19 protein-coding genes are annotated in these 20,554 nt (G+C 70.7%); 10 read left to right on the top strand and 9 right to left on the bottom strand.

Annotated features, from left to right (window positions below; translation table 11 throughout):
* Positions 1-2 precede the first annotated feature (2 nt).
* The 5 genes from E1267_RS04310 (at position 3) to E1267_RS04290 (ending at position 6,337) form a co-directional block, all read left to right on the top strand.
* On the top strand, positions 3-1,307 hold the full coding sequence (locus tag E1267_RS04310; RefSeq protein WP_132329984.1) for an ABC transporter substrate-binding protein: 1,305 nt from the start codon (positions 3-5) through the stop codon (positions 1,305-1,307).
* A complete protein-coding gene (locus E1267_RS04305) occupies positions 1,308-2,171 on the top strand; it encodes a carbohydrate ABC transporter permease (protein WP_132329983.1) in 864 nt (287 codons plus the stop codon).
* A complete protein-coding gene (locus E1267_RS04300) occupies positions 2,168-2,989 on the top strand; it encodes a carbohydrate ABC transporter permease (RefSeq protein ID WP_132329981.1) in 822 nt (273 codons plus the stop codon). The genes E1267_RS04305 and E1267_RS04300 overlap by 4 nt, the downstream gene beginning before the upstream one ends.
* Positions 2,990-3,048: 59 nt before the next feature.
* Positions 3,049-3,576 (top strand): DoxX family protein, encoded by a 528-nt coding sequence (locus E1267_RS04295; RefSeq protein WP_246063447.1) that lies wholly within the window; start codon positions 3,049-3,051, stop codon positions 3,574-3,576.
* Positions 3,577-3,703: 127 nt separating this feature from the next.
* Positions 3,704-6,337, top strand: a complete 2,634-nt coding sequence (locus E1267_RS04290; RefSeq protein WP_132329979.1) for a cellulose binding domain-containing protein — start codon at positions 3,704-3,706, stop codon at positions 6,335-6,337.
* 30 nt (positions 6,338-6,367) lie between these two features.
* On the opposite strand, the gene E1267_RS04285 is transcribed toward E1267_RS04290, so the two are convergent.
* From E1267_RS04285 to E1267_RS47820, 4 genes are all read right to left on the bottom strand, one after another.
* Positions 6,368-7,483 (bottom strand): NAD(P)/FAD-dependent oxidoreductase, encoded by a 1,116-nt coding sequence (locus E1267_RS04285; protein ID WP_132329977.1) that lies wholly within the window; start codon positions 7,481-7,483, stop codon positions 6,368-6,370.
* Positions 7,484-7,556: 73 nt separating this feature from the next.
* The gene (sigJ, locus tag E1267_RS04280; RefSeq protein WP_246063444.1) at positions 7,557-8,669 is read right to left on the bottom strand and encodes an RNA polymerase sigma factor SigJ; all 1,113 of its coding nucleotides are present in this window, start codon (positions 8,667-8,669) and stop codon (positions 7,557-7,559) included.
* On the bottom strand, positions 8,606-9,292 hold the full coding sequence (locus tag E1267_RS04275) for a hypothetical protein (protein WP_132329975.1): 687 nt from the start codon (positions 9,290-9,292) through the stop codon (positions 8,606-8,608). The genes sigJ and E1267_RS04275 overlap by 64 nt, the downstream gene beginning before the upstream one ends.
* Entirely contained in the window at positions 9,232-9,579 is a 348-nt protein-coding gene (locus tag E1267_RS47820) for an RNA polymerase sigma factor (protein ID WP_132329973.1), read from the bottom strand. Before E1267_RS47820 ends, E1267_RS04275 begins: the two co-directional genes overlap by 61 nt.
* 131 nt (positions 9,580-9,710) lie before the next feature.
* Between E1267_RS47820 and E1267_RS04265 the strand changes: the two genes are divergently transcribed.
* The gene (locus E1267_RS04265) at positions 9,711-10,286 is read left to right on the top strand and encodes a DUF6506 family protein (RefSeq protein WP_132329972.1); all 576 of its coding nucleotides are present in this window, start codon (positions 9,711-9,713) and stop codon (positions 10,284-10,286) included.
* A gap of 12 nt (positions 10,287-10,298) precedes the next feature.
* On the opposite strand, the gene E1267_RS04260 is transcribed toward E1267_RS04265, so the two are convergent.
* The 3 genes from E1267_RS04260 to E1267_RS04250 form a co-directional block, all read right to left on the bottom strand.
* A complete protein-coding gene (locus tag E1267_RS04260; RefSeq protein ID WP_132329970.1) occupies positions 10,299-11,303 on the bottom strand; it encodes a LacI family DNA-binding transcriptional regulator in 1,005 nt (334 codons plus the stop codon).
* Positions 11,300-14,074 carry a glycoside hydrolase family 3 protein gene (locus E1267_RS04255; RefSeq protein WP_132330081.1) on the bottom strand — a complete coding sequence of 925 codons (2,775 nt, stop codon included), beginning with the start codon at positions 14,072-14,074 and terminating at the stop codon, positions 11,300-11,302. Before E1267_RS04255 ends, E1267_RS04260 begins: the two co-directional genes overlap by 4 nt.
* 104 nt (positions 14,075-14,178) lie before the next feature.
* Positions 14,179-15,390, bottom strand: a complete 1,212-nt coding sequence (locus E1267_RS04250) for an ROK family transcriptional regulator (protein WP_132329968.1) — start codon at positions 15,388-15,390, stop codon at positions 14,179-14,181.
* A gap of 221 nt (positions 15,391-15,611) precedes the next feature.
* On the opposite strand from E1267_RS04250, the gene E1267_RS04245 reads away from it, so the two are divergent.
* From E1267_RS04245 to E1267_RS04230, 4 genes are read left to right on the top strand one after another with little or no spacing between them, the layout of a single operon-like run.
* Positions 15,612-17,252 (top strand): extracellular solute-binding protein, encoded by a 1,641-nt coding sequence (locus E1267_RS04245; protein ID WP_132329966.1) that lies wholly within the window; start codon positions 15,612-15,614, stop codon positions 17,250-17,252.
* A 25-nt stretch (positions 17,253-17,277) separates the two neighbouring features.
* A complete protein-coding gene (locus tag E1267_RS04240; protein WP_132329964.1) occupies positions 17,278-18,264 on the top strand; it encodes an ABC transporter permease in 987 nt (328 codons plus the stop codon).
* Positions 18,261-19,184 (top strand): carbohydrate ABC transporter permease, encoded by a 924-nt coding sequence (locus E1267_RS04235; RefSeq protein ID WP_132329962.1) that lies wholly within the window; start codon positions 18,261-18,263, stop codon positions 19,182-19,184. Before E1267_RS04240 ends, E1267_RS04235 begins: the two co-directional genes overlap by 4 nt.
* A 21-nt stretch (positions 19,185-19,205) precedes the next feature.
* A complete protein-coding gene (locus tag E1267_RS04230; protein WP_132329960.1) occupies positions 19,206-19,667 on the top strand; it encodes a hypothetical protein in 462 nt (153 codons plus the stop codon).
* On the opposite strand, the gene E1267_RS04225 is transcribed toward E1267_RS04230, so the two are convergent.
* On the bottom strand, positions 19,621-20,181 hold the full coding sequence (locus E1267_RS04225; RefSeq protein WP_220449337.1) for a GNAT family N-acetyltransferase: 561 nt from the start codon (positions 20,179-20,181) through the stop codon (positions 19,621-19,623). The genes E1267_RS04230 and E1267_RS04225 overlap by 47 nt on opposite strands.
* 22 nt (positions 20,182-20,203) lie before the next feature.
* Positions 20,204-20,350, bottom strand: coding sequence for a hypothetical protein (locus E1267_RS47815; protein WP_246063442.1), 147 nt, complete (start codon positions 20,348-20,350; stop codon positions 20,204-20,206).
* Positions 20,351-20,554 lie beyond the last annotated feature (204 nt).

Below are 20,554 nucleotides of genomic sequence, written 5' to 3'. Positions count from 1 at the left end.
TCATGGTCAAGTTGAGAGGCGCCGCGGCGCTGGCCGCCGTGGTGCTGGCTCTGTCGGCGTGCGGCTCGGGCTCCGACGCCCCGTCGCCCGCGGACAGCGGGCAGCCGCGCGTGCTGAGACTGTGGCACTACGAGTCGGCCGGCAGCGCCATGGGCAGGGCGTGGGCGGAAGCGATCAAGAAGTTCGAGGCGTCCCACCCGAACGTGACCGTCGAGTTCGAGGAGAAGAGCTTCGAGCAGATCCAGAAGACGGCGAGCATGGTGCTCAACTCCGACGAGGCGCCCGACCTCATGGAGTACAACAAGGGCAACGCCACCGCCGGCCTGCTGTCCAAGCAGGGCCTGCTGGCCGACCTGACGGAGGAGACCACCAAGCGTGGCTGGGACAAGCTGCTGACCGGCGGTCTGCAGACCACCGCGAGGTACGACGACCGCGGCGTGATGGGCTCCGGCCAGTGGTACGGCATCCCCAACTACGGCGAGTTCGTGATGGTCTACTACAACAAGGACCTCTTCGAGAAGCACAAGGTCGAGGTGCCCGAGACGTTCGAGCGGTTCACGGCCGCGCTCGACACGTTCGTCAAGGCCGGGGTGACGCCCATCGCGAACGCCGGCGCCGAATACCCGGCCCAGCAGATCCTCTACCAGCTCGCGCTCACCAAGGCGCAGAAGCCGTGGCTGGAGGCGTTCCAGTCCTACAAGGGCAAGGTCGACTTCCACGGCCCCGAGTTCACCTACGGCGCCGACACGTTCGCCGACTGGGTGGGGAAGGGATACCTCGCCGAGAACTCCTCCGGGCTCAAGGCCGAGGACATGGGCGTGGCGTTCATCAACGGCGAGTTCCCCATCATGATCAGCGGTAGCTGGTGGTACGGCCGCCTCGCCACGGAGATCAAGGACTTCGCGTGGGGCCACTTCCTCTTCCCCGGCGCCACCATGTCGCCCGGTTCGAGCGGGAACCTCTGGGTGGTGCCCGAGCGGTCGGAGAACAAGGACCTGGCCTACGACTTCATCGACATCACGATGAGTAAGGAGATCCAGAACCTGCTCGGCAACTCGGGCGGCGTGCCCGTGGCCGCCGACCCGGCCGCGATCAGCGACGAGAAGAGCAAGGAGCTCATCGAGAGCTTCAACAAGCTGACCGCCGCCGACGGCCTGGCCTTCTACCCCGACTGGCCCGCGCCCGGCTACTACGACGTGCTCGTGGCCGGCGTCCAGAACCTCATCAACGGCAGCAAGACCACCGCCGAGGTGCTGGACGAGATCGCCGGGCCGTACGAGGACAACCTCGCCGACCTCGGCTTCTAGATGAGGAAGCGTACGAGGGGGTACTGGCTCTACCTGGTCCCCAGCCTGCTGCTGTTCCTCGCCGTCATCGTCGTGCCGTTCCTGATGAACGTGGGCGTGAGCTTCACCCGCTGGTCGGGGGTGGGCACGCCGCGGTGGATCGGCCTCGACAACTACACCAGGCTGCTCGGCGACGAGCGGTTCTGGGAGTCGTTCCAGCACAACGTGGGGCTGATCGTGGCGATGGCCGTCGTGCCGACCGCGCTCGGCCTCGTGCTGGCCGCCGCGTTGTTCGACTACGTCGGCAGGCGGTTCGGCCCGCGGACGGCCTCGGCGATGCGGGCGGCGTACTACCTGCCGCAGGTGCTGCCGGTCGCCATCGCCGGCGTGGTGTGGGGCTGGATGTTGCACCCGTCGTACGGCGCGGTCAACCAGATCCTCGGGCTGGAGCTCGACTGGCTCGGCGATCCCGACCTGGCCCTGGCCACCGTCATGGCGGTCATGGTCTGGTTCCAGCTCGGCTATCCGGTGGTGATCTTCATGGCCGGGTTGCAGCGGACGGACCCGTCCTACCGCGAGGCGGCCGAGATCGACGGGGCCTCGTGGTGGCGTACGTTCTGGCACGTCACGATCCCGCAGATCCGGCCGGAGATCTTCGTGGTGCTGCTGACGTGCACGATCGCCGCGCTCAAGGTGTTCGGGCCGATCTTCGTGCTGACCCGCGGCGGCCCCGGCAACGCCACCATGGTCCCGTCGTACTTCTCCTACCTGAACTTCTTCCAGAAGAGCAACGTCGGGTACGGCTCCGCGATCGCCACGGTGCTGGCCCTCGTCATCGTCGTGGTGACGTTCCTGTTCCTGCGCGTGCAGGAGCGTGAGCCATGAGAGGGCCGGGGCGCTGGGCGGTGGTGCTCGCGCTGGCCGTGCTGGCGGTGGTGATGCTCTTCCCGTTCGCGATCGTGGCGATCAACGCGGTCAAGTCGCCGGCGGAGTACAGCTCCCAGGGACCGCTGAGCCTGCCCGACGGGCTCTACTGGCAGGGCATCGTGGACTTCTGGAACCGGGTGGAGTTCGGCACGAAGCTCTGGAACAGCTTCGTCATCAGCGCGTCGGTGTCGGTGCTGGCCGTGGTGTTGTCGGTGCTCAACGCGTACGCGCTGGGCATCGGCAGGGTGAAGGGCCGGCTGTCGATCCTCGTGGTGTTCCTGGTGGCCAACACGCTGCCGCAGGAGTCGCTGGCCTACCCGCTCTACTACCTGGCCAAGGCGGCAGGCCTGTACGACACCCGACTGTCGGTGATCATCGTCATGACGGCGATCCAGGCGGCGTTCGGCACGTACCTGCTGAGCGCGGTGCTGGGCCGGTTCCCGAAGGAGATCCTGGAGGCGGCGGCGATCGACGGCGCGGGCCGGCTGCGGTCGCTGGTGCGGATCGTGGTGCCGATCAGCCGGCCCACGCTCAGCGTGCTGCTGATCTTCTTCTTCATCTGGACCTGGAACGAGTTCTTCCTGCCGCTGATCCTGCTCGTGTCGAACGACACCCAGACGGTGCCGGTCGCGTTGGGGGTTCTGCAGGGCGAGAGGTACATGGACGCCACCATGTCCAGCGCCTCGGCCCTGCTCGGCGTCGTCCCGGCGATCGCCTTCTTCCTGATCTTCCAGCGCACGCTGACCCGGGGGGTGACGGTCGGCGCCGTCAAATAATTGGATAGCGCGGTTATCCATTTTATGGGATAGTGGTGCTATCCAACAGGAGGGTGCGTATGACTGTGATCGTGTTGCTGGTCGCCACGCTGGTGTTCCGGCTGCTCGGGATGCTGAAGGTGCGACGGTTCGCCACGTGGCGGGTCAGTGCCGCCCACGGGCTGGCCGTCATGCTCGTCATGACCGCCAGTGCCCATTTCGTGCCGGCGGGGGTGACCGTCATGCCCAACCATGCCGACATGGTTGCCATGGTGCCGCCGTTCGTGCCGTTCCCCGCGCTGATGGTGTACCTGACCGGCGTGCTGGAGCTGGCCGGGGCGGCCGGGCTCGTCCTCGCCCGCACCCGCGGCGCCGCGGGCACCTGTCTGGCGCTGCTGTTCGTGGCGATGCTGCCGGCAAACATCCACGCCGCGCTGGCCGACGTGCCGTTCGCGGGCGGTGAGGCCTCGCCGCTGTGGCAGCGGATCCCCGAGCAGGTGCTCTACATCGGGATCGCACTCTGGGCCGCGGAACGTCCGGCGGCTCTGTGGGCGCGATTTAATTCGTCGTCCATCCAAACTATTGACCGTGAGCGCGAGCGTGTGTGAGCCTTCTGATGAGCTCATGCGCGAAGGCGCGGCGACGGTCAGGGTCCTGCACTCTGCTCGTGCATGGCGGGTCATCTGACGCCTTTGGGGCGCCCTGCCGGTGTGCCCTGGAAAGGAAGAGCCGCGCATGCGAAGACGACTGCTCATCCTGCTCGCGACCGCCACCCTGCTGCTCGTGGCGGGGGTCGTGCGGATGTCACCGGTGTCGGCCGTCGCCTCGGATCCGTACACGTACAAGAACGTGAGGATCGACGGTGGCGGGTTCGTCCCCGGCATCATCTTCAACCCGTCGGAGCGCGACCTCATCTACGCCCGCACCGACATCGGCGGGGCCTACCGCTGGAATCCGTCCACCCGCTCGTGGAAGCCCCTGCTCGACTGGGTGGGCTGGGACAAGTGGGGCTACAACGGCGTGATCAGCCTGGCCACCGACACCGTCGACACCGACCGCGTGTACGCCGCCGTCGGCATGTACACCAACAGCTGGGACCCGAACAACGGCGCCATCCTTCGCTCGACCGACAAAGGCGACAACTGGCAGGTCACGGAGCTGCCGTTCAAGCTCGGCGGCAACATGCCCGGCCGCGGCATGGGCGAGGCGCTGGCCGTCGACCCCAACGACAACAGCGTGCTGTACTTCGGCGCCCCCAACGGCAACGGGTTGTGGCGCAGCACGAACCACGGCGCGACCTGGTCGGAGGTGACGAGCTTCCCCAACCCCGGCAACTACGCCCAGGACCCGAACGACCCCAACGGCTACCTCAGCCACGAGCCCGGCGTGCTCTGGGTCACCTACGACCCGCGCTCGTCCGCCGCGGGCAGCGCCACCAGGACCATCTACGTGGGCGTCGCCGACAAGGACAACAGCGTCTACCGCACCACGGACGCCGGCGCCACCTGGCAGCGGGTGGCCGGCCAGCCCACCGGCTACCTGCCGCACAAAGGCGTGCTCGACCCGGAGAACGGCTACCTGTACATCGCCACCAGCGACACCGGCGGGCCGTACGACGGGGCCAAGGGCGACGTGTGGCGCTACACCACCGCGACCGGCGCGTGGACGCAGATCAGCCCCATCCCGTCCTCCAGCGAGGACGACTACTTCGGCTACAGCGGCCTGACCATCGACCGGCGGAATCCGTCCACGATCATGGTGGCCACGCAGATCTCCTGGTGGCCGGACGTGATCTTCTTCCGCTCAACGGACTCCGGCGCCACGTGGACCCGCGTGTGGGACTGGACGTCGTACCCGAACCGCAGCTTCCGCTACACGATGGACATCTCGGAGAACCCGTGGCTGACGTTCGGCGGCAACCCGCAGCCGCCCGAGACCGCGCCGAAACTCGGCTGGATGACCGAGTCGCTGGAGATCGACCCGTTCGACTCCGACAGGATGATGTACGGCACCGGCGCCACCGTCTACGGCTCCGAGAACCTCACCCGGTGGGACACCGGCGGGCAGTTCACGATCAAGCCCATGGCCAGGGGCTTGGAGGAGACCGCCGTGCTCGACCTGATCAGCCCGCCGAGCGGCGCCCCCCTGGTCAGCGGCCTCGGTGACATCGCCGGTTTCCGCCACACCGACCTCGACGCCGTGCCGCCGACGATGTTCACCTCCCCGACGTTCACCTCCACCACCAGCCTCGACTACGCCGAGCAGAACTCGTCGGTCATGGTACGGGCCGGAAACTTCACCGACGCCGACCGGCCGGACGACAGCCACGTCGCCTTCTCCACGGACGGCGGCGCCACCTGGTTCCAGGGCAGCGAGCCGGGCGGCGTCGACGAGGGCGGCACGGTCGCGGCGGCCGCAGACGGATCCCGCTTCGTCTGGGCCCCCAAGGGCGTGGCGCCGGTCTACTCGGCCGGCTACGGCAACACCTGGCAGCCCGCCTCAGGCCTGCCCACGGACGCCGTCGTCGAGTCCGACCGGGCCGACCCGATGACGTTCTACGGCCTGAGCGGCGGCCGCCTCTACCGCAGCACCGACGGCGGTGCCACGTTCGCCGCCACCCCCGCGACCGGCCTGCCGACCAGCGGCAAGTTCAAGGCTGTGCCCGGCCGCGAGGGCGACCTGTGGCTGGCCGGCGAGGGCGGCCTGTGGCGCTCCACGGACGGCGGAACGTCCTTCTCCGCCGTGCCCGGCATCAGCGGGTCGGTGAACATCGGCTTCGGCAAGGCCGCCCCCGGCGGGACGTACATGGCGGTCTTCGCCGTGGCCACCATCGACGGCGTCACCGGGCTGTACCGCTCGGACGACGCCGGGGCGAGCTGGGTCAGGATCAACGACGACGAACACCAGTGGGGCAACATGGGCGAGGCCCTCACCGGCGACCCGCGCGTCCACGGCCGCGTCTACCTCGGCACCAACGGCCGCGGCATCATCTACGGCGACCGCACGGGCCCACCCGTCACCGTCACCCCGACCGCCACGCCCACCGTGACGCCCACATCGGGTGCGGGCTGCGCGGCGACGTACGAGGTGGGCAACCAGTGGCCGGGCGGGTTCCAGGCGGAGGTGACGGTCACGAACACCGGCGCATCCGCGATCAACGGCTGGACCGTCACCTGGACATGGGCGGGTGACGAGCAGATCACCCAGCTCTGGAACGGCACCGTGAGCCGGACGGTCGCCGGCGTGAGCGTCAGGAACGCCGCCTACAACGGCAACCTGTCACCGAACGGGACCGCGTCGTTCGGCTTCAACGGCGGCTCCGGCGCCACCCACACCCCACCCGCCACCCTCACCTGCACGCCGTCCTGACCCGAGCGGCCGGGCACGGGGGACCGGCCGTCAGGCCCAGGGACGGTAGGGGCCGGGATGGCGCATGGCCTGGACGGTGCCGCGGATGATGCGCTCCTTGAACGCGGCGGAGGCCCGCCCGGTGAGCACGACGTCCAGCGGCCTGCCGTCGGCGCGGGTGAACTGGGTGACGCCGTCGCGGCGGCCCAGGCTGACGTTGCGCCAGACGTGGCGGAACCAGGCCGGCCCGGGCTCCCGCCCGGCCACCAGGTCGGCCACGGCGTCGCCCGTGCACAGGCCCATCGGCAGCCCGATCTGGCACGACATGCTCGACCGCTCGCCGGGCGGCGCCGCCGCGTCGCCGATGCCGAACACCTCGGGATGCGACACCGAGCGCAGCGACCGGTCGACGACCAGGCGGCCCTCCGCGTCGGTGCGCAACCCCGACGCGGCGGCCAGCGGGGAGACGCGGACCCCGCCCGCCCACACCACCGTCCGCGCGGGCGCCTCGCCGCCGCTCTCCAGCAGGACGCCGTCGGGGCCGACCTTGGCGACGGGTTCGTGCTCGCGGACCACGACGCCCAGGCGGGCGAAGGCCCGGTGGACGTGGCGGCGGCCCCGTACGGACAGGTCAGGGCCGACGGGGCCGGCGCAGAGCATCTCGACCCGCAGCCCCGGGCGGGTCTCGGCGAGCTCTGCCGCCGTCTCGATCCCGGTGAGCCCGCCGCCCACCACGGTCACCGGCCCCGGCCCGGCCAGCCGGGCCCGCAACCGTACGGCGTCGCCCGCCGTCGCGATCGGGTACGCGTGCTCGCGCACGCCCGGCACGGTGTCCAGATCGGCGGCGCTGCCGAGGGCGTAGACCAGCACGTCGTAGCCCAGCGTGTACGGCGGTCCGTCCAGCAGGACCGTCCGCGCATGAAGGTCGAGGCCGGTCACCCGGGCCACGACCAACTCGACGCCGGTGCCGCCGAGCAGCCCGGCCAGCGGCAGATCGGGCAGCCGCTGCCCGGCCGCGAGCTGGTGCAGCCGCACCCGCTCCACGAACCGGCCGGCCGCGTTGACCAGTGTCACCCGGCCGCCCGTCGAGCGGAGCCGGCGGGCGGCGCGTTTGGCCGCCCCCAGCCCCGCGTATCCGGCTCCCAGCACCACGATGTGGTTCGTCATGGTTCCTCCGATCGAGTCCCCACCTGAACCGGCGAGCCGGGCCGTTCGTGACACTTCCGGCCTGTGACGGTGCTCACATGAGCTGCGTGGCGGCGAAGGCGAGCTTGGCCGGGCTCAGGATGGTCCTGATCGCGCTGACCCGCCCGTCGGCGATCTCCACGGTGAAGATCGCCCACAGGTCGCCGCCGGCGTCGCGTACGACCACGGCGGGCTCGCCGTTGACCTCCACGATGTCCCACGCGATCCGGGCCGCCTCCCGCCGGCCGGCGAGCCCGCGCAGGTAACGCAGCACCTTCGCCCTCCCGAGCACCGGGCGGCGGGCGGCGGTCGCGGTGCCGCCGCCGTCCGCCCAGGCCACCACGTCGTCCGCGAGCAGCCGCTCCAGCTCCGCCACGTCGCCGCCGAGCGTCGCCCGCAGGAACCCCCGCACGATCCGGCGATGGTGCTCGCGGTCGCTCTCGAACCGCTTGCGCGGCTCGCCGACGTGCGCCCTGGCCCGGCGGTGCAGCTGGCGGGAGTGCGCCTCGGTGATGCCGAGGATGCCGGCGACCTCCGCGTGGCCGTACCCGAACGCCTCCCGGAGCACGAACACCGCCCGCTCCACCGGGGTCAGCCGCTCCAGCAGGATGAGCACGCCCAGGGACACCGACTCGCGCTGCTCGACGGTCTCCAGCGGCCCGAGGGCGCCGTCGCCGGTCAGCACCGGCTCGGGCAGCCAGGGCCCCACGTAGCTCTCCCGCCGCCGCCGCGCCGAGGCGAGCTGGGTCAGGCAGAGGTTGGTGACCACCCTGGTCAGCCAGGCCGCGGGCACCTCGACCGGCCCGGCCTGGCTCCACCGGACGTACGCCTCCTGCACCATGTCCTCGGCCTCGGCGGCCGAGCCGAGCAGGCGGTAGGCCAAGGCGAACAACCGCGGCCGCTGCTGCTCGAACACGGCCACGGGCGCCGGGAGCCGCTCCTCCGCGCCGGGAACCTCCACCCGTCCGATGCTAGGACGTCGCCAGGACGCTCTTCCGCGCAGGACCGCCCGCTTTACGGCACCTGCGGCCCCGTCGACGACCCCGGCCGCGAGCTCGGCGGTGGCGTGGAAGCTGCCCTTGGGGAAGGCCACCTCGCCGTCGATCACGACGTCCTGCAGGTTGTCGCTGCGTCGGCCGAGGTAGTGGAAGGTCGTGGGGTCGAGCACGGTGTACGTCCGCTCGACGAGCCGCCCCTGCGCGTCGTGCCTGCCGCCGGGATCGTAGGCGACGCCGATGCCCGCCCGGGGGGCATGGCGACCTCCTGCGACAGACAGACCGACAACACGCGGTACGCCCGCGCGTCGGGGTGCTCCGCGCCGCCGGGGTCCTCCTTCGGCTTGTCGATCCAGTGCCGGTCGACTCTGACGTGGTCGAGAAGTTCGCCAGGGTCGGTCGGCAGCGCGGCGAACTTGGCCGCGTAGGCCCGCGGCCCCAGGTTGCCGCCGTCCTCGTCGGGCGTGATCGATTGCGTGCGCATCGGGCGCTCACCCAGGCGGGCGGCCTGTCGTGTGCCGTCGTAGCGGGTCCAGTACTCCTGGATCTCGTTCGCCTCCCCGTTTGCCTGCCTGACGGCGACCTTCCGGTAGAGCCACTGGTCGGGGCGGGGCGCCCCGGCCGGCTCGCGCCGCTGGGCGACCCGAGCCGCCTTCGCCAGCACGGTCTCGGCCCGCAACGGCATGGTCTCCACGCTGGTGGCCGGCCGCATCTCGTGCGGATCGTGCGTGCCGTTCACGGCCACGACGACAGCGGCGGTGGCCGTCGCGGCGGCCAGGACCGACGGCAACAGCAAGAATCTCCCCCGCAAGCCGGGCCGGCGACGGCCGAAGGGTCGACGCCGCCCAGCGCCGTACGGGTCCTCCTTCTGGCCCTGCGCAGGCGGGAACGCACCGTGCCGACGGGGATGCCCAGCGCCCGCGCCACCTCCTCGTAGCGGAGATCGGCCCAGGCGATCATCAGCAGCACCTCGCGGTCCTGCGGCCAGTGGTCAAGTGGTGATGATGGACACGCGACACTCCTGGTCGTCGATGGGACGACCGGGTCGCGGGCGCTACGCTCGCGCGACCCGGTCAAGGGCATGCTGACGAAGGCCGTGGCGGGCCATATTCATCAACCTCCCTCGATCCAGGTGTCGCGCCAGACCACCGCGGGGGTTGACCTCAACCATGATCGAGGTTGCAGAGTAGATCGTGAGAGACAAGGAGAGCACCATGGCTGACGACAAAGTGATCATTTTCGAGGCGGGCAGCGCCGACCCGACGACCGACGCGCTGGTCATCGAGAACGCGAGCGGACGTACCCGCCTACGCGCCGTGGAGGAACCCGCCCAGATGCTGGAACTGGTGAGCCGCCTGGTGGCCGAGGGGGTGGACCAGATCGAGCTCTGCGGCGGGTTCGGCGCCCTCCCGCACGCCGACGCCGTCAGGGCCGTGGGCGGCAGGGTGCCCGTGGGCGCGATCTACTACGGTTTCGAGTCGCTGACCGCCATCGCGTCCTTCAAGGCGCGCTACGAAGCCGGCGACGCGTTGTCGGAGGCGTTCATCATCGTGCACGAGGGCGCGGACCCCGCGACCGACCGGGTCGTGCTCGAAAAGGACGAGGGCGGCACCACCACCGTGGTCGGGGTGCCGGACACGGAGGCGGCCGCGGAACTGGCCGGGAAGATGGCGGCCGACCTACAGCTCATCGAGCTCTACGGCACGCCGGGGCCGGACGCCGCCGCGCCGGTGATCCGCGCCGTGGAGGCCGCCGCCGTCCCCGTCGGCGTCATCGCCCACCGGCGCTGACCGGCGGCGGGCTCAGGTGCTGGCCCGTACGGCGAGTTGCGGGGTGAGCAGGGTGGACTCGGGCACCGCGCGGCCCTCCAGCTTGTCCATGACCAGGCGGACGGCCTCCCTGCCCACCTCCTCAGCGGGGATCAGCACCGAGGTCAGCGGCGGGCTCGCGCGCTCGGCCACGTCGTCGGGACAGATCGCCACCACGGCCACGTCGTGCGGCACCCGCCGGTCGAGCTGGCGCAGCGCCGCGAGCACGTGCCCGACGGCGGCCTCGTTGTGCACGACCAGCCCCGACAGGCCGGGCTGGTCGAGGAGCAGGTCGCGTACGGTCTCGTACACCTCGTCGAACGTCTCCTCGCACGCCAGCGCCACCCCCTTGATGCCGTGGGCGTCCACCGCCTCCACGAATCCCTCACGGGTGCGCCTGGCGAAGCCGGTGCCCCGCTCGTAGACCACGGACGGCGCCCCCAGCAGGGCGATCTCGTCGTGACCGCGCTCGGCCAGGTGCTCGACGCAGCGCGCGCCGGCCGCGGCGAAGTCGAGGTCCACGCACGTAAGACCGGCCGGCTCGGCGGGGAAGCCGATGAGCACGCTCGGCTCGGCCAGCTCGCGCAGCAGCGGCACCCGGCGGTCGTCCAGCTCCACGTCCATGAGGACGAGCGCGTCCACCAGCGCGCTGGCCGCCACCCGGCGGATGCCGGCGGTGCCCTCGTCGGCCGTCAGCAGCAGCACGTCGTGGTCGAAACGGCGGGCGGCGGTGACGACCGCGCTGGCGAAGCGCATGAGGACGGGCACGTGCATGCCGGCCCGCAGCGGCAGCACCAGCGCGATCACGTTGGAGCGCCGGCTGGCCAGGGCGCGGGCCCCGGCGTTCGGGTGGTAGCCGAGGGCGTTGATGCTGTCGAGCACCCGCCGCCTGGTGCCGGCCGAGATCGTCCGCTTGCCGCTGAGCACGTAGGAGACCGTGCTGACGGCCACGCCCGCGTGCCTGGCGACCTCGGAGATCGTGACCGCGCGCCCGCTCAAGCCCCGGCTCCGAAGTCGAGCAGGGACAGCCTCACACCGTCGTTCTCGAACACGACATAAAGATCGTGCACACCGTCCGCGTCCGCAAGGGGAGCCGTGACCGAGTGGTAGGTGTGGCGGCCGGTCCGCGGCACGGGGAGCGTGGCCAGGGCGGGGCCGTAGAGCGGGTCGCCGCGGCGGATGGTGATCATCCCGCCCTCCGCGCTGCCGGCCGTCGCCACGCACGACACCCTGCCGGTCACGTCGACCTGCCGGAACAGGATCCAGGCGCCCTCCGCGTCGGACCTTACGGCGTCGCCGTCCTCCTTCGTCTCGTCCACGAACGTGATCGCGTCGTACTCGTCGTGGCAGGCCGCCCGCAGCGGGCCCGTCTGGGGCGGGATGGTCTCGCCCTCGACCTCGAAGGCGGCGCTCAGGCGCAGGTCGGTGGCGCTGCGGCCGACCATGAGCCGGTGCGGCGCGCGCTCCACGACGAACCTGCTCCTCGTCACGTCCCAGAAGGCCAGCTCGGAGACGGGCAGCGCCAGGGTGACGGTACGGCTCTCGCCGGGCGCGAGGCGTACCTTCTCGAAGCCGCGCAGGCGGCGCAGCGGCTGCTTGACGCGCGAGCGCCGCTGGTGGGTGTAGAACTGCACGACCTCGACGCCGGGCCGCGTGCCGGTGTTGGTGACCGTGACCTCGGCGCGCAGCACGCCGCCGTCGAGGCGCACGCGCAGGCCGGCGTAGCCGAACGTGGTGTAGCTGAGGCCGTGGCCGAACGGGTGCAGCGGCACGCCCCGGAAGTACTGGTAGGTGGCGTCGGAGGCGATGATGTCGTAGTCGAGCAGGTCGGGCAGCTCCTGCTCCGAGCGGTACCACGTCTGGGTGAGGCGGCCCTCCGGGTCTGCGTCGCCGAGGAGCACCTCGGCCAGGGCGTGGCCGTACTCCTGGCCGCCGTGGGCCGACCAGATCACGGCGGGCACCTCACTGGCGGTCCAGGTGAGCGGGTAACCGCTGGTGACGACCATGACGGTACGTGGGTTGGCCGCGCGTACGGCCCGCGCCACGGCGTCCTGGGCGGGGGCGAGCGCCAGGGTCATGCGGTCCTCGGTCTCCCTGCCGTTCACCAGGGGGTGGTCGCCGACCACGACGACGGCGACGTCCGCGCCGGCGGCGAGCCTCGCGGCCTGCTCCGCGCCGCTCCTGACGACGTCCATGGCCAGCCAGACCGCCTGGTCGGCGTCGTCGACCAGGCGCAGCACGCCCTCGGGGCCCGCGCCGACGTAGCAGCCGGTCGAGATGTGGCGCAGGGCGAGGGTGCCGCGCGGGCGCTCCTCCATGCGGAACGTCTGGCGCACCTCCCACCCGTTCGGCCCCGGCTGGTCGTTGACCAGCGTCCGGCCGTCCACCGACACGAACCGTCCGGTCGTCACGGCCCGCAGCGCGTAGGCGCCGCCGCCCCAGTCGAACAGGTCGAACCCGCCCGCGGCCGGCTCCGGCGCCGCACCGCCCACGCCGAGCGGGCCGCCGGCGGGGTCGGCGGTGACGGGTCCGGCCTCGGCGGTCAGCGTCACCCGGTCCACGGCCTCGCAGAACACCGTCCGGCAGCGTTCGGCCAGCCCGGCCCGCGCGGTGACGGCGTAGGGGAGGGTGCCGCTGTACCAGTCCTCCATGAGCGCGTCGCCGAGTTGCCCGATCACCGCGACCGTGCCGGTCCCGTCGAGCGGGAGCAGGCCGTCGTTCCTCAGCAGCACGAAGGAGCGCCGTGCCGCCTCCCTGGCCAGCGCCTGGTGCTCGGGGCAGTTGACCACGTTGTCGGTGATGCCGTCGTAGGGCGTGGCGGGGTCGAACTCGCCGAGCCGGAACCGGATCGACAGCGCGTGACGTACGGCGGTGTCGACGTCCGCCTCGGTGAGCAGGCCGAGCCGCAGCGCCTCGCGCAGGTGCCCGAGCGTGGCCTCCGCGCGGTCGTCGTCCTGGGTGAAGCTGTCGATCCCGGCCTTGACCGCGTGCGCGTACGCCTCGGGCAGCGTGTCGTGGTAGCCCTGCAGCGTGGTGAGGTTGCCGGGCGCGTACGCGTCGCTGACCACCAGCAGGTCGCCGGGCGCCCAGGCCCGCAGCACCTGCCCGATCAGCGGGCTGAGATGCGCGGGCCGGCCGTTGACCAGGTTGTACGACGGCATGACGGCCACCGCGGCGCCCTGCTCGATGGCGGGCCTGAAGGCGGGCAGCTCGTACTCGTGCAGCACCCGGGGCGGCAGGCTGCTGGAGGTCGTGCAGCGGTCGGTCTCGTTGTTGTAGGCGAGGAAGTGTTTGAGCGTGGGGGCGGTCTTCAGCGTTTCGGGAGCGCTCCCACGCAGCCCGAGCGCGAACGCCGTGGCAGTGACGCCGGTGAGCCACGGGTCCTCTGAGTAGCCCTCCTCGTTCCGCCCCCACCGGGGGTCGCGCAGCGGGTTGACCACCGGGGCCCACACGTTGAGCCCGGCGCCGGCCGGGTCCTTGTGGTGGAAGGCCAGCACCTCGTCGCCGACGGCCTCGCCCACCCGGCGCACGAGGTCGGGGTCCCACGTCGAGGCCAGCCCGACGGCCTGGGGGAACACGCTGGCGGGGCCGAGCCAGGCCAGGCCGTGCAGCGCCTCGGTGCCGGTGCGGAAAGCGCCGACGCCCAGCCGTTCGACCGGGGCCTGGTACTGGTGGAGCAGGCCCGTCTTCTCCTCAAGGGTGAGCCTGCGCATCAGGTCGTCGATCCGGGCGGAGAGCGGGAGCGCTGGGTCGCGGAAGGGTTCTTGCATGGTCATCCCTCGGAGAGTGTCGAAGCGCTTCGACGACCGGCCTGGCGAAGTTACGCGGACATTTCGGTGGGTTGACTGAAGGGTGCACGCCCCGGTGACCAAGGTCAAGGGATTCGCGACAATCCTCCCGGCAATCTTCCCGAATCGATCGAGTCGAGCACCCGCGCCGCACCCCCGAGCGCCGCCGCGTCGTGCCCCAGCGTCGAGGCCACGACCTGGCATCCGCCGGCCTCGAAGGCGATGACCCGCTCGCCCATCTCGTCGTGCACCGCCGGGAGCAGCCAGGGCGCCAGCGGAACGTAGTAGCCTCCCAGGACCACCACCTCGGGGTTGAGGAGGTTCGCCAGGATGGACACGCCCTTGCCCAGGCTCCTGCCCACCGCGTCGAGCGTGGCCAGGGTGCCGGCGTCGCCGGCGCGGGCCAGCCGCACCGCCTCCTCGATCTCCATCTGCACCTCGGCGGGAGACACCTCCCTGCGCAGCACGGCGCCGATGCCCGCCATGACCTCCAGGCAGCCGTGCCGCCCGCAGTGGCACGCCGGCCCGTCGGGATCGAGTTGCACGTGGCCGATCTCGCCGCTGTAGCCGAGGCGGCCCCTGCGCAGCCGCCCGTCGAGGATGATGCCCGCCCCCACGCCGATCTCGCCGGTGAGACAGATCAGGTCGGAGGCTCCGGCGTGCGCGCCGAAGCGCTGCTCGGCCAGCGCGGCGAGGTTGGCGTCGTTGTCGACCTGGATGGGGAAGCCGGGGTCGCGCAGCGCCTTGGCCAGGTCGCCGCCGATGTCGGCGTCACGCCAGCCCAGGTTGGGCGCGATGCGCGCGGTGCCCTGCACGTCGACCAGGCCGGGCACGGCCACGGCCAGGCCCAGCACCTGGCGCTCCTCCTTGGCCATGCGGCCGAGCACGCGCCTGATGATCGCGCCGACATTGGCCATGCCCTGGTTGACGGACTCGCCCCCGGAGAACGCGCGCCGCCACGTCAGCAGCCGCTCGCCCGCCAGGCCGGTGGCCACCGCCGACACGTGGTCGACGTTGATCTCGACGCCGATGGCGGCGTACGGCGAGCCGTCGAGCACGAGCATCGTGGCCGGTCGCCCGACGCGGTTCTCCGTCAGGCCCGTCTCGCGCACCAGCCTCCGGTCGATGAGGTCGGCGATCAGGCTCGACACCGTCGCCTTGTTCAACCCGGTGGACGCGGCGATGTCGGCCCGCGAGCAGGGCGCGTGCTCGCGCACGAAGCGCAGCACGACCGCGAGGTTGGTGGCGCGCACGTCGGCGAAGTCGGCCGGCTGCGGGCCGGTCGTAGAAGTGATCAATATGAGCCCCGTTCCCAGATGACCCCAGCATGCCGCATCGCAGGCTCCCTTCCCTAACGAGGAACGTGCTCGTGGAGGCCCCTCCGCGTAGCAGGTTTCCCATCAGTACCAACCTGTGACCGTCCCGATCCTTGTGGCCTGTGCCGACAGTCTACTAATTTGTTTGGCTGAAATACCAACTAATTAGAAGGCCATCCCTCACTCGGAGAAGGGAGCGAGCCATGCCAACCACCACGACTCGCCGCGGGTTCCTCGGCCTGGTCGGAGCGAGTGTTCTGGTAGCGGGCTGCGCCGAGAAGAAAGCGACCTCCAAGGGCACGGCCGTGGCGGCCGACAAGCTCAAGGGCCTGGTGCCGACCCGCGTGCCGTTCGAGATCCCGGGGCTCAAACCCGACCTGCCCGGCAGCGAGTTCGTCGCGCCCGGCTTCCTGACCCGCCCCGCCACCATGGTCCAGGCCGTCACCACGAAGCCGCTGACCAGCGGCAAAGAGGTGACCGCCATGACGCCGCTGTGGGGCACGGTGCCGCCCGGCCTGGGCGACAACTCCTATTACGACGCCGTCAACGAACGCCTCGGCGGGACCGTGCGTTTCAACATCTCCGACGGCAACACCTACGGGCAGAAGGTCAGCACCCTGCTGGCCAGCGGCGACGTACCCGAGATGATCCAGATCCCGGGCTGGGAGATCATCACGATCGCGCGGTTCACCGAGGCGGCCAACAAACTGTTCGCCGACCTGTCGCCCTACCTGGCCGGCGACAAGGCCAAGGAGTTCCCCCTGCTGGCCAACTACGACACCGCGGCCTGGCAGTACGGCGTCTTCGGCGGCGTCCTGCAGGGCATCCCCTGGCAGAACGAGCCGTTCCCGTTCGCCACCTTCGTACGCCAGGACATCCTGGAGAAGCTGGCCCTGGAGCAGCCCAAGAGCGGCGACGACCTGGTCACTCTCGGCAAGGCCATCACCGACGCCAGGAAGAAGCGCTGGGCCTTCGGCGGCGGCATGGAACAGGAGCTGCAGCGGGCCTTCGGAGCGCCGCGCGAGTGGCGCAAGAAGAGCGACGGCACGCTGGAGTACAAGTACGAGACCGCCGAGTTCGCCGCGTCGGTCGAGTTCATGGTCAAGCTCTTCGAGGCCGGCCAGGTGCACCCCGACGTCGTCGCCAACAAGGACGCCGACAACAAGGGCATCTTCGGCAGCGGGCAGATCGTCATCTACCGCGACGGGCTGGGCGCCTGGCACGAGAGCCTCAGCCGGTTCCTGCCCGACAACTCCGCCTTCGACATGCAGGCCGTCGCCCCCTACCCGGCCAAGCCGGGCGGCAGGAACATCATGTGGCGCAACGAGCCGGCCGGCATGTTCTGCTTCATCAGGAAGGGCCTCGGCGACGCCCGCACACGCGAGCTGCTCGCGCTGGCCAACTGGTGTTCCGGGCCCTTCGGCACGCAGGAGTACGAGCTGGTCAACAACGGCGTCGAAGGCAAGCATTACGACGTCGAGGACGGCAAGGTCAAGCAGACCGCGCTAGGGCGCAAGGAGATCGCGCCCACGTACATGTTCCTGTCCGGCCGGCCGCCGGCCAACTCCATGAGCCAGTACGACGGCCTCGTCCAGGCCCAGCACGACTGGCAGACCAAGGCCGCGGCGATCCTGGAGAACGACCCGTTCGTGGGCATGCGCGTGGAGACCCCCTCCAAGATGGCGGCCCTGGCGACGCCCACCGAGGACAAGATGAACGAGGTGTTCCGCGGCAAGCGGCCGCTCTCCGAATGGCCCAAGATCGTCAAGGAGTGGCAGGACCAGGGTGGCAACGAGGCGCGCGAGTTCTACATGAAGGTCGCCCGCGAGAACGGCAGGCTTTGAAGTCCATGGGCGCGAAGGACCTCCCATGGGAGCGATGACGGCCAAGCGGCCCGTCCGGCGCGGCACCCGTACACCCGGGCACGCCGCACCACCGAACAGGCTCTCCTGGCGGGCCAAGGCGCGCAGGGACTGGCCGCTGCTGGTGATGAACCTGCCGATGTTGCTGGTCGTCCTGGCCTTCTGGTGGATCCCCGCGCTGGGCAACGTCATCGCGTTCCAGGACTACAACCCCTACACCGGCGGCATCGCCGGCAGCCCGGTCATCGGGTTCACCAACTTCGCGCTGCTCTTCCAGGACCCGCAGTTCCTGCGCGCGATGCTGAACACCCTGTCGATCACCGCCTTCCAGCTCGTCTTCTACTTCCCCGTGCCGATCATGCTGGCGCTGCTGCTCAACAGCATCGTCTCGGTCCGGCTGAGGGCGTTCGTGCAGGGCGTGGTCTACATGCCGTACTTCTTCTCCTGGGTGCTGGTCGTCGCCATCTTCCAGCAGATGTTCGGCGGCGCCGGGCTGCTGGCGCAGATCCTGCGGGACAACGGGCGCGAGGCCGTCGACTGGATGACCAACTCCGACACGTTCATCCTGCTCATCACGTCACAGACCATCTGGAAGGACGCCGGCTGGGGCGCGATCATCTTCCTGGCCGCGCTCAGCACCATCGACCCGAACCTGTACGAGGCCGCGGCCGTCGACGGCGCCCGCCGGTGGCGGCGCATGTGGCACATCACCCTGCCCGGACTGCGGCCGGTCATCGTGCTGCTGCTCATCCTGCGGCTGGGCGACGCGCTCAACGTCGGGTTCGAACAGTTCATGCTGCAACGCAGCGCCGTCGGCAGCGAGGCGTCCGAGGTGTTCGACACGTTCGTCTACTGGTCGGGCCTGCGCACCGGCGACCTCGGGTACGGCGCCGCGGCCGGGCTGTTCAAGGGCCTGGTGGGCCTACTGCTCATCCTGGCGGCCAACCGGGTGGCGCACGCGCTCGGCGAGCGAGGGGTGTATTCACGATCATGACAGTGCTGACGTCCAGACGCCGCAGGAGCACGCCCGCCAGGCTGGCGCCCTGGGAGGAACGGCCCTCGCCGGTCGCCCGGCTCGGCAAGGGCACGCTCGTGACGCTGATCGTCCTCGCCGTGCTCGGCCCGCTCTACACGATCGTGCTGACCAGCCTCAGCTCGTCGGCGACCGTCAACCGGGTGGGCGGGCTCGTGCTGGTGCCCGACGGCATCACGTTCGAGGCGTACCGGCAGATCTTCTCCGACACCGTGGTCAGCAAGGCCGTGCTCGTCAGCACCGGCGTCACCGTCGTGGGCACGCTGATCAGCACCGGGGTGAGCGTGCTGGGGGCCTACTCGCTGTCGCGGCCCGGCTCGTTCCTGCACCGGCCGCTGCTGTTCAGCGTGCTGCTGATGTTCGTGTTCTTCCCCGGCATCATCCCCGTCTACCTGATGGTGAGCGGGCTCGGGCTGAAGGACAGCTACTGGTCGCTCATCCTGCCGACGGCCGTCTCGGCGTTCAACGTGGTCGTGCTCCGCTCGTTCTTCATGAACATCCCCGGCGAGATCCTCGACAGCGCGCGCATCGACGGGGCGGGGGAGTTCCGCATCCTGTGGCGGATCGTCCTGCCCATGTCCAAGGCGGTCACCGCCGTCATCGCGATGTTCTACGCGGTCGGCTACTGGAACGCCTGGTTCAACGCGATGCTGTACATCGACGACACCCGCAAGTGGCCGCTCGCGCTGATCCTGCGGCAGTACGTCGTCGACTCCAACCCGCTGCCCAGCGCCACCGCCGGGGTGACGGGCGACGCCCCGCCGACGCTGGCGATCAAGATGGCCATCGTGGTGATCGCCGTGGTACCCGCCCTGATCATCTACCCGCTGGTGCAGCGCCACTTCACCAAGGGCGTCATCGTGGGGGCCATCAAGGGCTGAACCAGGGGTAGCACCGGTTTCATGCACACCATCGTGAAGAGCCTGATCGCGGGCGCCGCCGGGACCAGCGCGCTCAATCTCGCCACCTACCTGGACATGGCGATCAGGGCGCGGGCCGCCAGCACCACGCCGCAGCAGACCGTCGAACGGCTGGCCGGCCTCGCCGACGTCGACCTCGGGCACGACGAGCGCGCCGGCCACCGCAAGGAGGCGCTCGGAGCGCTCACCGGCTACGCGACCGGCGCGGGGGCCGCCCTCTGCTACGGGCTGCTCTCGTCGCGGCGCCGGCCCTCCTGGCCCGCCGGAGTGGGCGCGCTCACGGCGCTCGCCATGGCCGGCTCCAACGTGCCGATGACGGTGCTGGGCGTCACCGACCCGCGCGAATGGCCGGTGTCGTCCTGGATCTCGGACGTCGTCCCGCACCTCGCGTACGGGCTCACCGCCTATGTGGCGTACGAGCTGCTGCGGTCATCTCCACGGTGATGGCCCAGCGCTCGTGGTCCCTCCAGGCCCCGTCGATGAACTGGAACTTCGGCGAGAACCCCTCGCGCTCGAACCCCAGGCGCCTGATCAGCCTCAGGGACGGCGCGTTCGACGGCTGGATGTTCGCCTCCAGCCGGTGCAACTCCATCTCGCCGAACGCGTACGCGATGAGCAGGCCCAGCCCCTCCGTCATGTATCCGCGGCCGGTCGTGGACGCGTAGGCGGAATAACCGATCACCCCGCACTGGTGGGTGCCCCGCACGATGTTGTTGATGTTGACCCGGCCGACGATCGCGCCGGTGCCGCGCAGGCAGATCAGGAAGCCCTCGTGCGACGGCTGGTCGAAGCGGGCGACGTAGGACTCGTACGACGCGTACGACGCGGTGACCGGCCGGCCGGGCATCCAGGGGGCGAGCAGGTCCGCGCTCTCCTTGTGCAGCGCGGCCAGCTCATCGAAGTCTTGCAGGCCGATGAAACGCAGCGCCACGCGAGGGCCTTCGGCAAGGTAGATCACACCGCACATTCTGCACGCGAGTTCAGCCGGGCCACGTCCCGCACCGCCATGACCGCCCGTCCCACTTCACGGCGAACGACTCCGCGTGCGGCAACGGCGCCCCCCACACCCGCGCGCCCAGCCCGCACAGGGCGTTGAGCCCCGTCGTCAGGCTCGCGACGTGGCCCACCACGACGACCGTCGCGCCGGGATGCGCCGCGGTGATCGAGGTGAGAGCGGGTCCCGGCGACGACGTTCTCCGACTCCGCGTGCCGCATGCAGGGCAGCCGCACATGATCGCTCATGGCCGGAGCCCAACCAACGACGAACCGGCCCGACGCCACGCGCGCGAACCCGGGACGGTGCGGGGGCGGCATTGCGCGGGGGCCTGGGC

Source organism: Nonomuraea longispora (assembly GCF_004348345.1).
Taxonomy (GTDB): Bacteria; Actinomycetota; Actinomycetes; order Streptosporangiales; family Streptosporangiaceae; genus Nonomuraea; species Nonomuraea longispora.
This window is presented reverse-complemented; position numbering and strand designations above follow the sequence as displayed.

Coding starts and splice junctions, on each gene's coding strand:
- E1267_RS04310 (WP_132329984.1), top strand. CDS start 3: ATGGTCAAGTTGAGAGGCGCCGCGGCGCTGGCCGCCGTGGTGCTGGCT.
- E1267_RS04305 (WP_132329983.1), top strand. CDS start 1,308: ATGAGGAAGCGTACGAGGGGGTACTGGCTCTACCTGGTCCCCAGCCTG.
- E1267_RS04300 (WP_132329981.1), top strand. CDS start 2,168: ATGAGAGGGCCGGGGCGCTGGGCGGTGGTGCTCGCGCTGGCCGTGCTG.
- E1267_RS04295 (WP_246063447.1), top strand. CDS start 3,049: ATGACTGTGATCGTGTTGCTGGTCGCCACGCTGGTGTTCCGGCTGCTC.
- E1267_RS04290 (WP_132329979.1), top strand. CDS start 3,704: ATGCGAAGACGACTGCTCATCCTGCTCGCGACCGCCACCCTGCTGCTC.
- E1267_RS04285 (WP_132329977.1), bottom strand. CDS start 7,483: ATGACGAACCACATCGTGGTGCTGGGAGCCGGATACGCGGGGCTGGGG.
- E1267_RS47820 (WP_132329973.1), bottom strand. CDS start 9,579: ATGCCCTTGACCGGGTCGCGCGAGCGTAGCGCCCGCGACCCGGTCGTC.
- E1267_RS04265 (WP_132329972.1), top strand. CDS start 9,711: ATGGCTGACGACAAAGTGATCATTTTCGAGGCGGGCAGCGCCGACCCG.
- E1267_RS04255 (WP_132330081.1), bottom strand. CDS start 14,074: ATGCAAGAACCCTTCCGCGACCCAGCGCTCCCGCTCTCCGCCCGGATC.
- E1267_RS04245 (WP_132329966.1), top strand. CDS start 15,612: ATGCCAACCACCACGACTCGCCGCGGGTTCCTCGGCCTGGTCGGAGCG.
- E1267_RS04240 (WP_132329964.1), top strand. CDS start 17,278: ATGGGAGCGATGACGGCCAAGCGGCCCGTCCGGCGCGGCACCCGTACA.
- E1267_RS04235 (WP_132329962.1), top strand. CDS start 18,261: ATGACAGTGCTGACGTCCAGACGCCGCAGGAGCACGCCCGCCAGGCTG.
- E1267_RS04230 (WP_132329960.1), top strand. CDS start 19,206: ATGCACACCATCGTGAAGAGCCTGATCGCGGGCGCCGCCGGGACCAGC.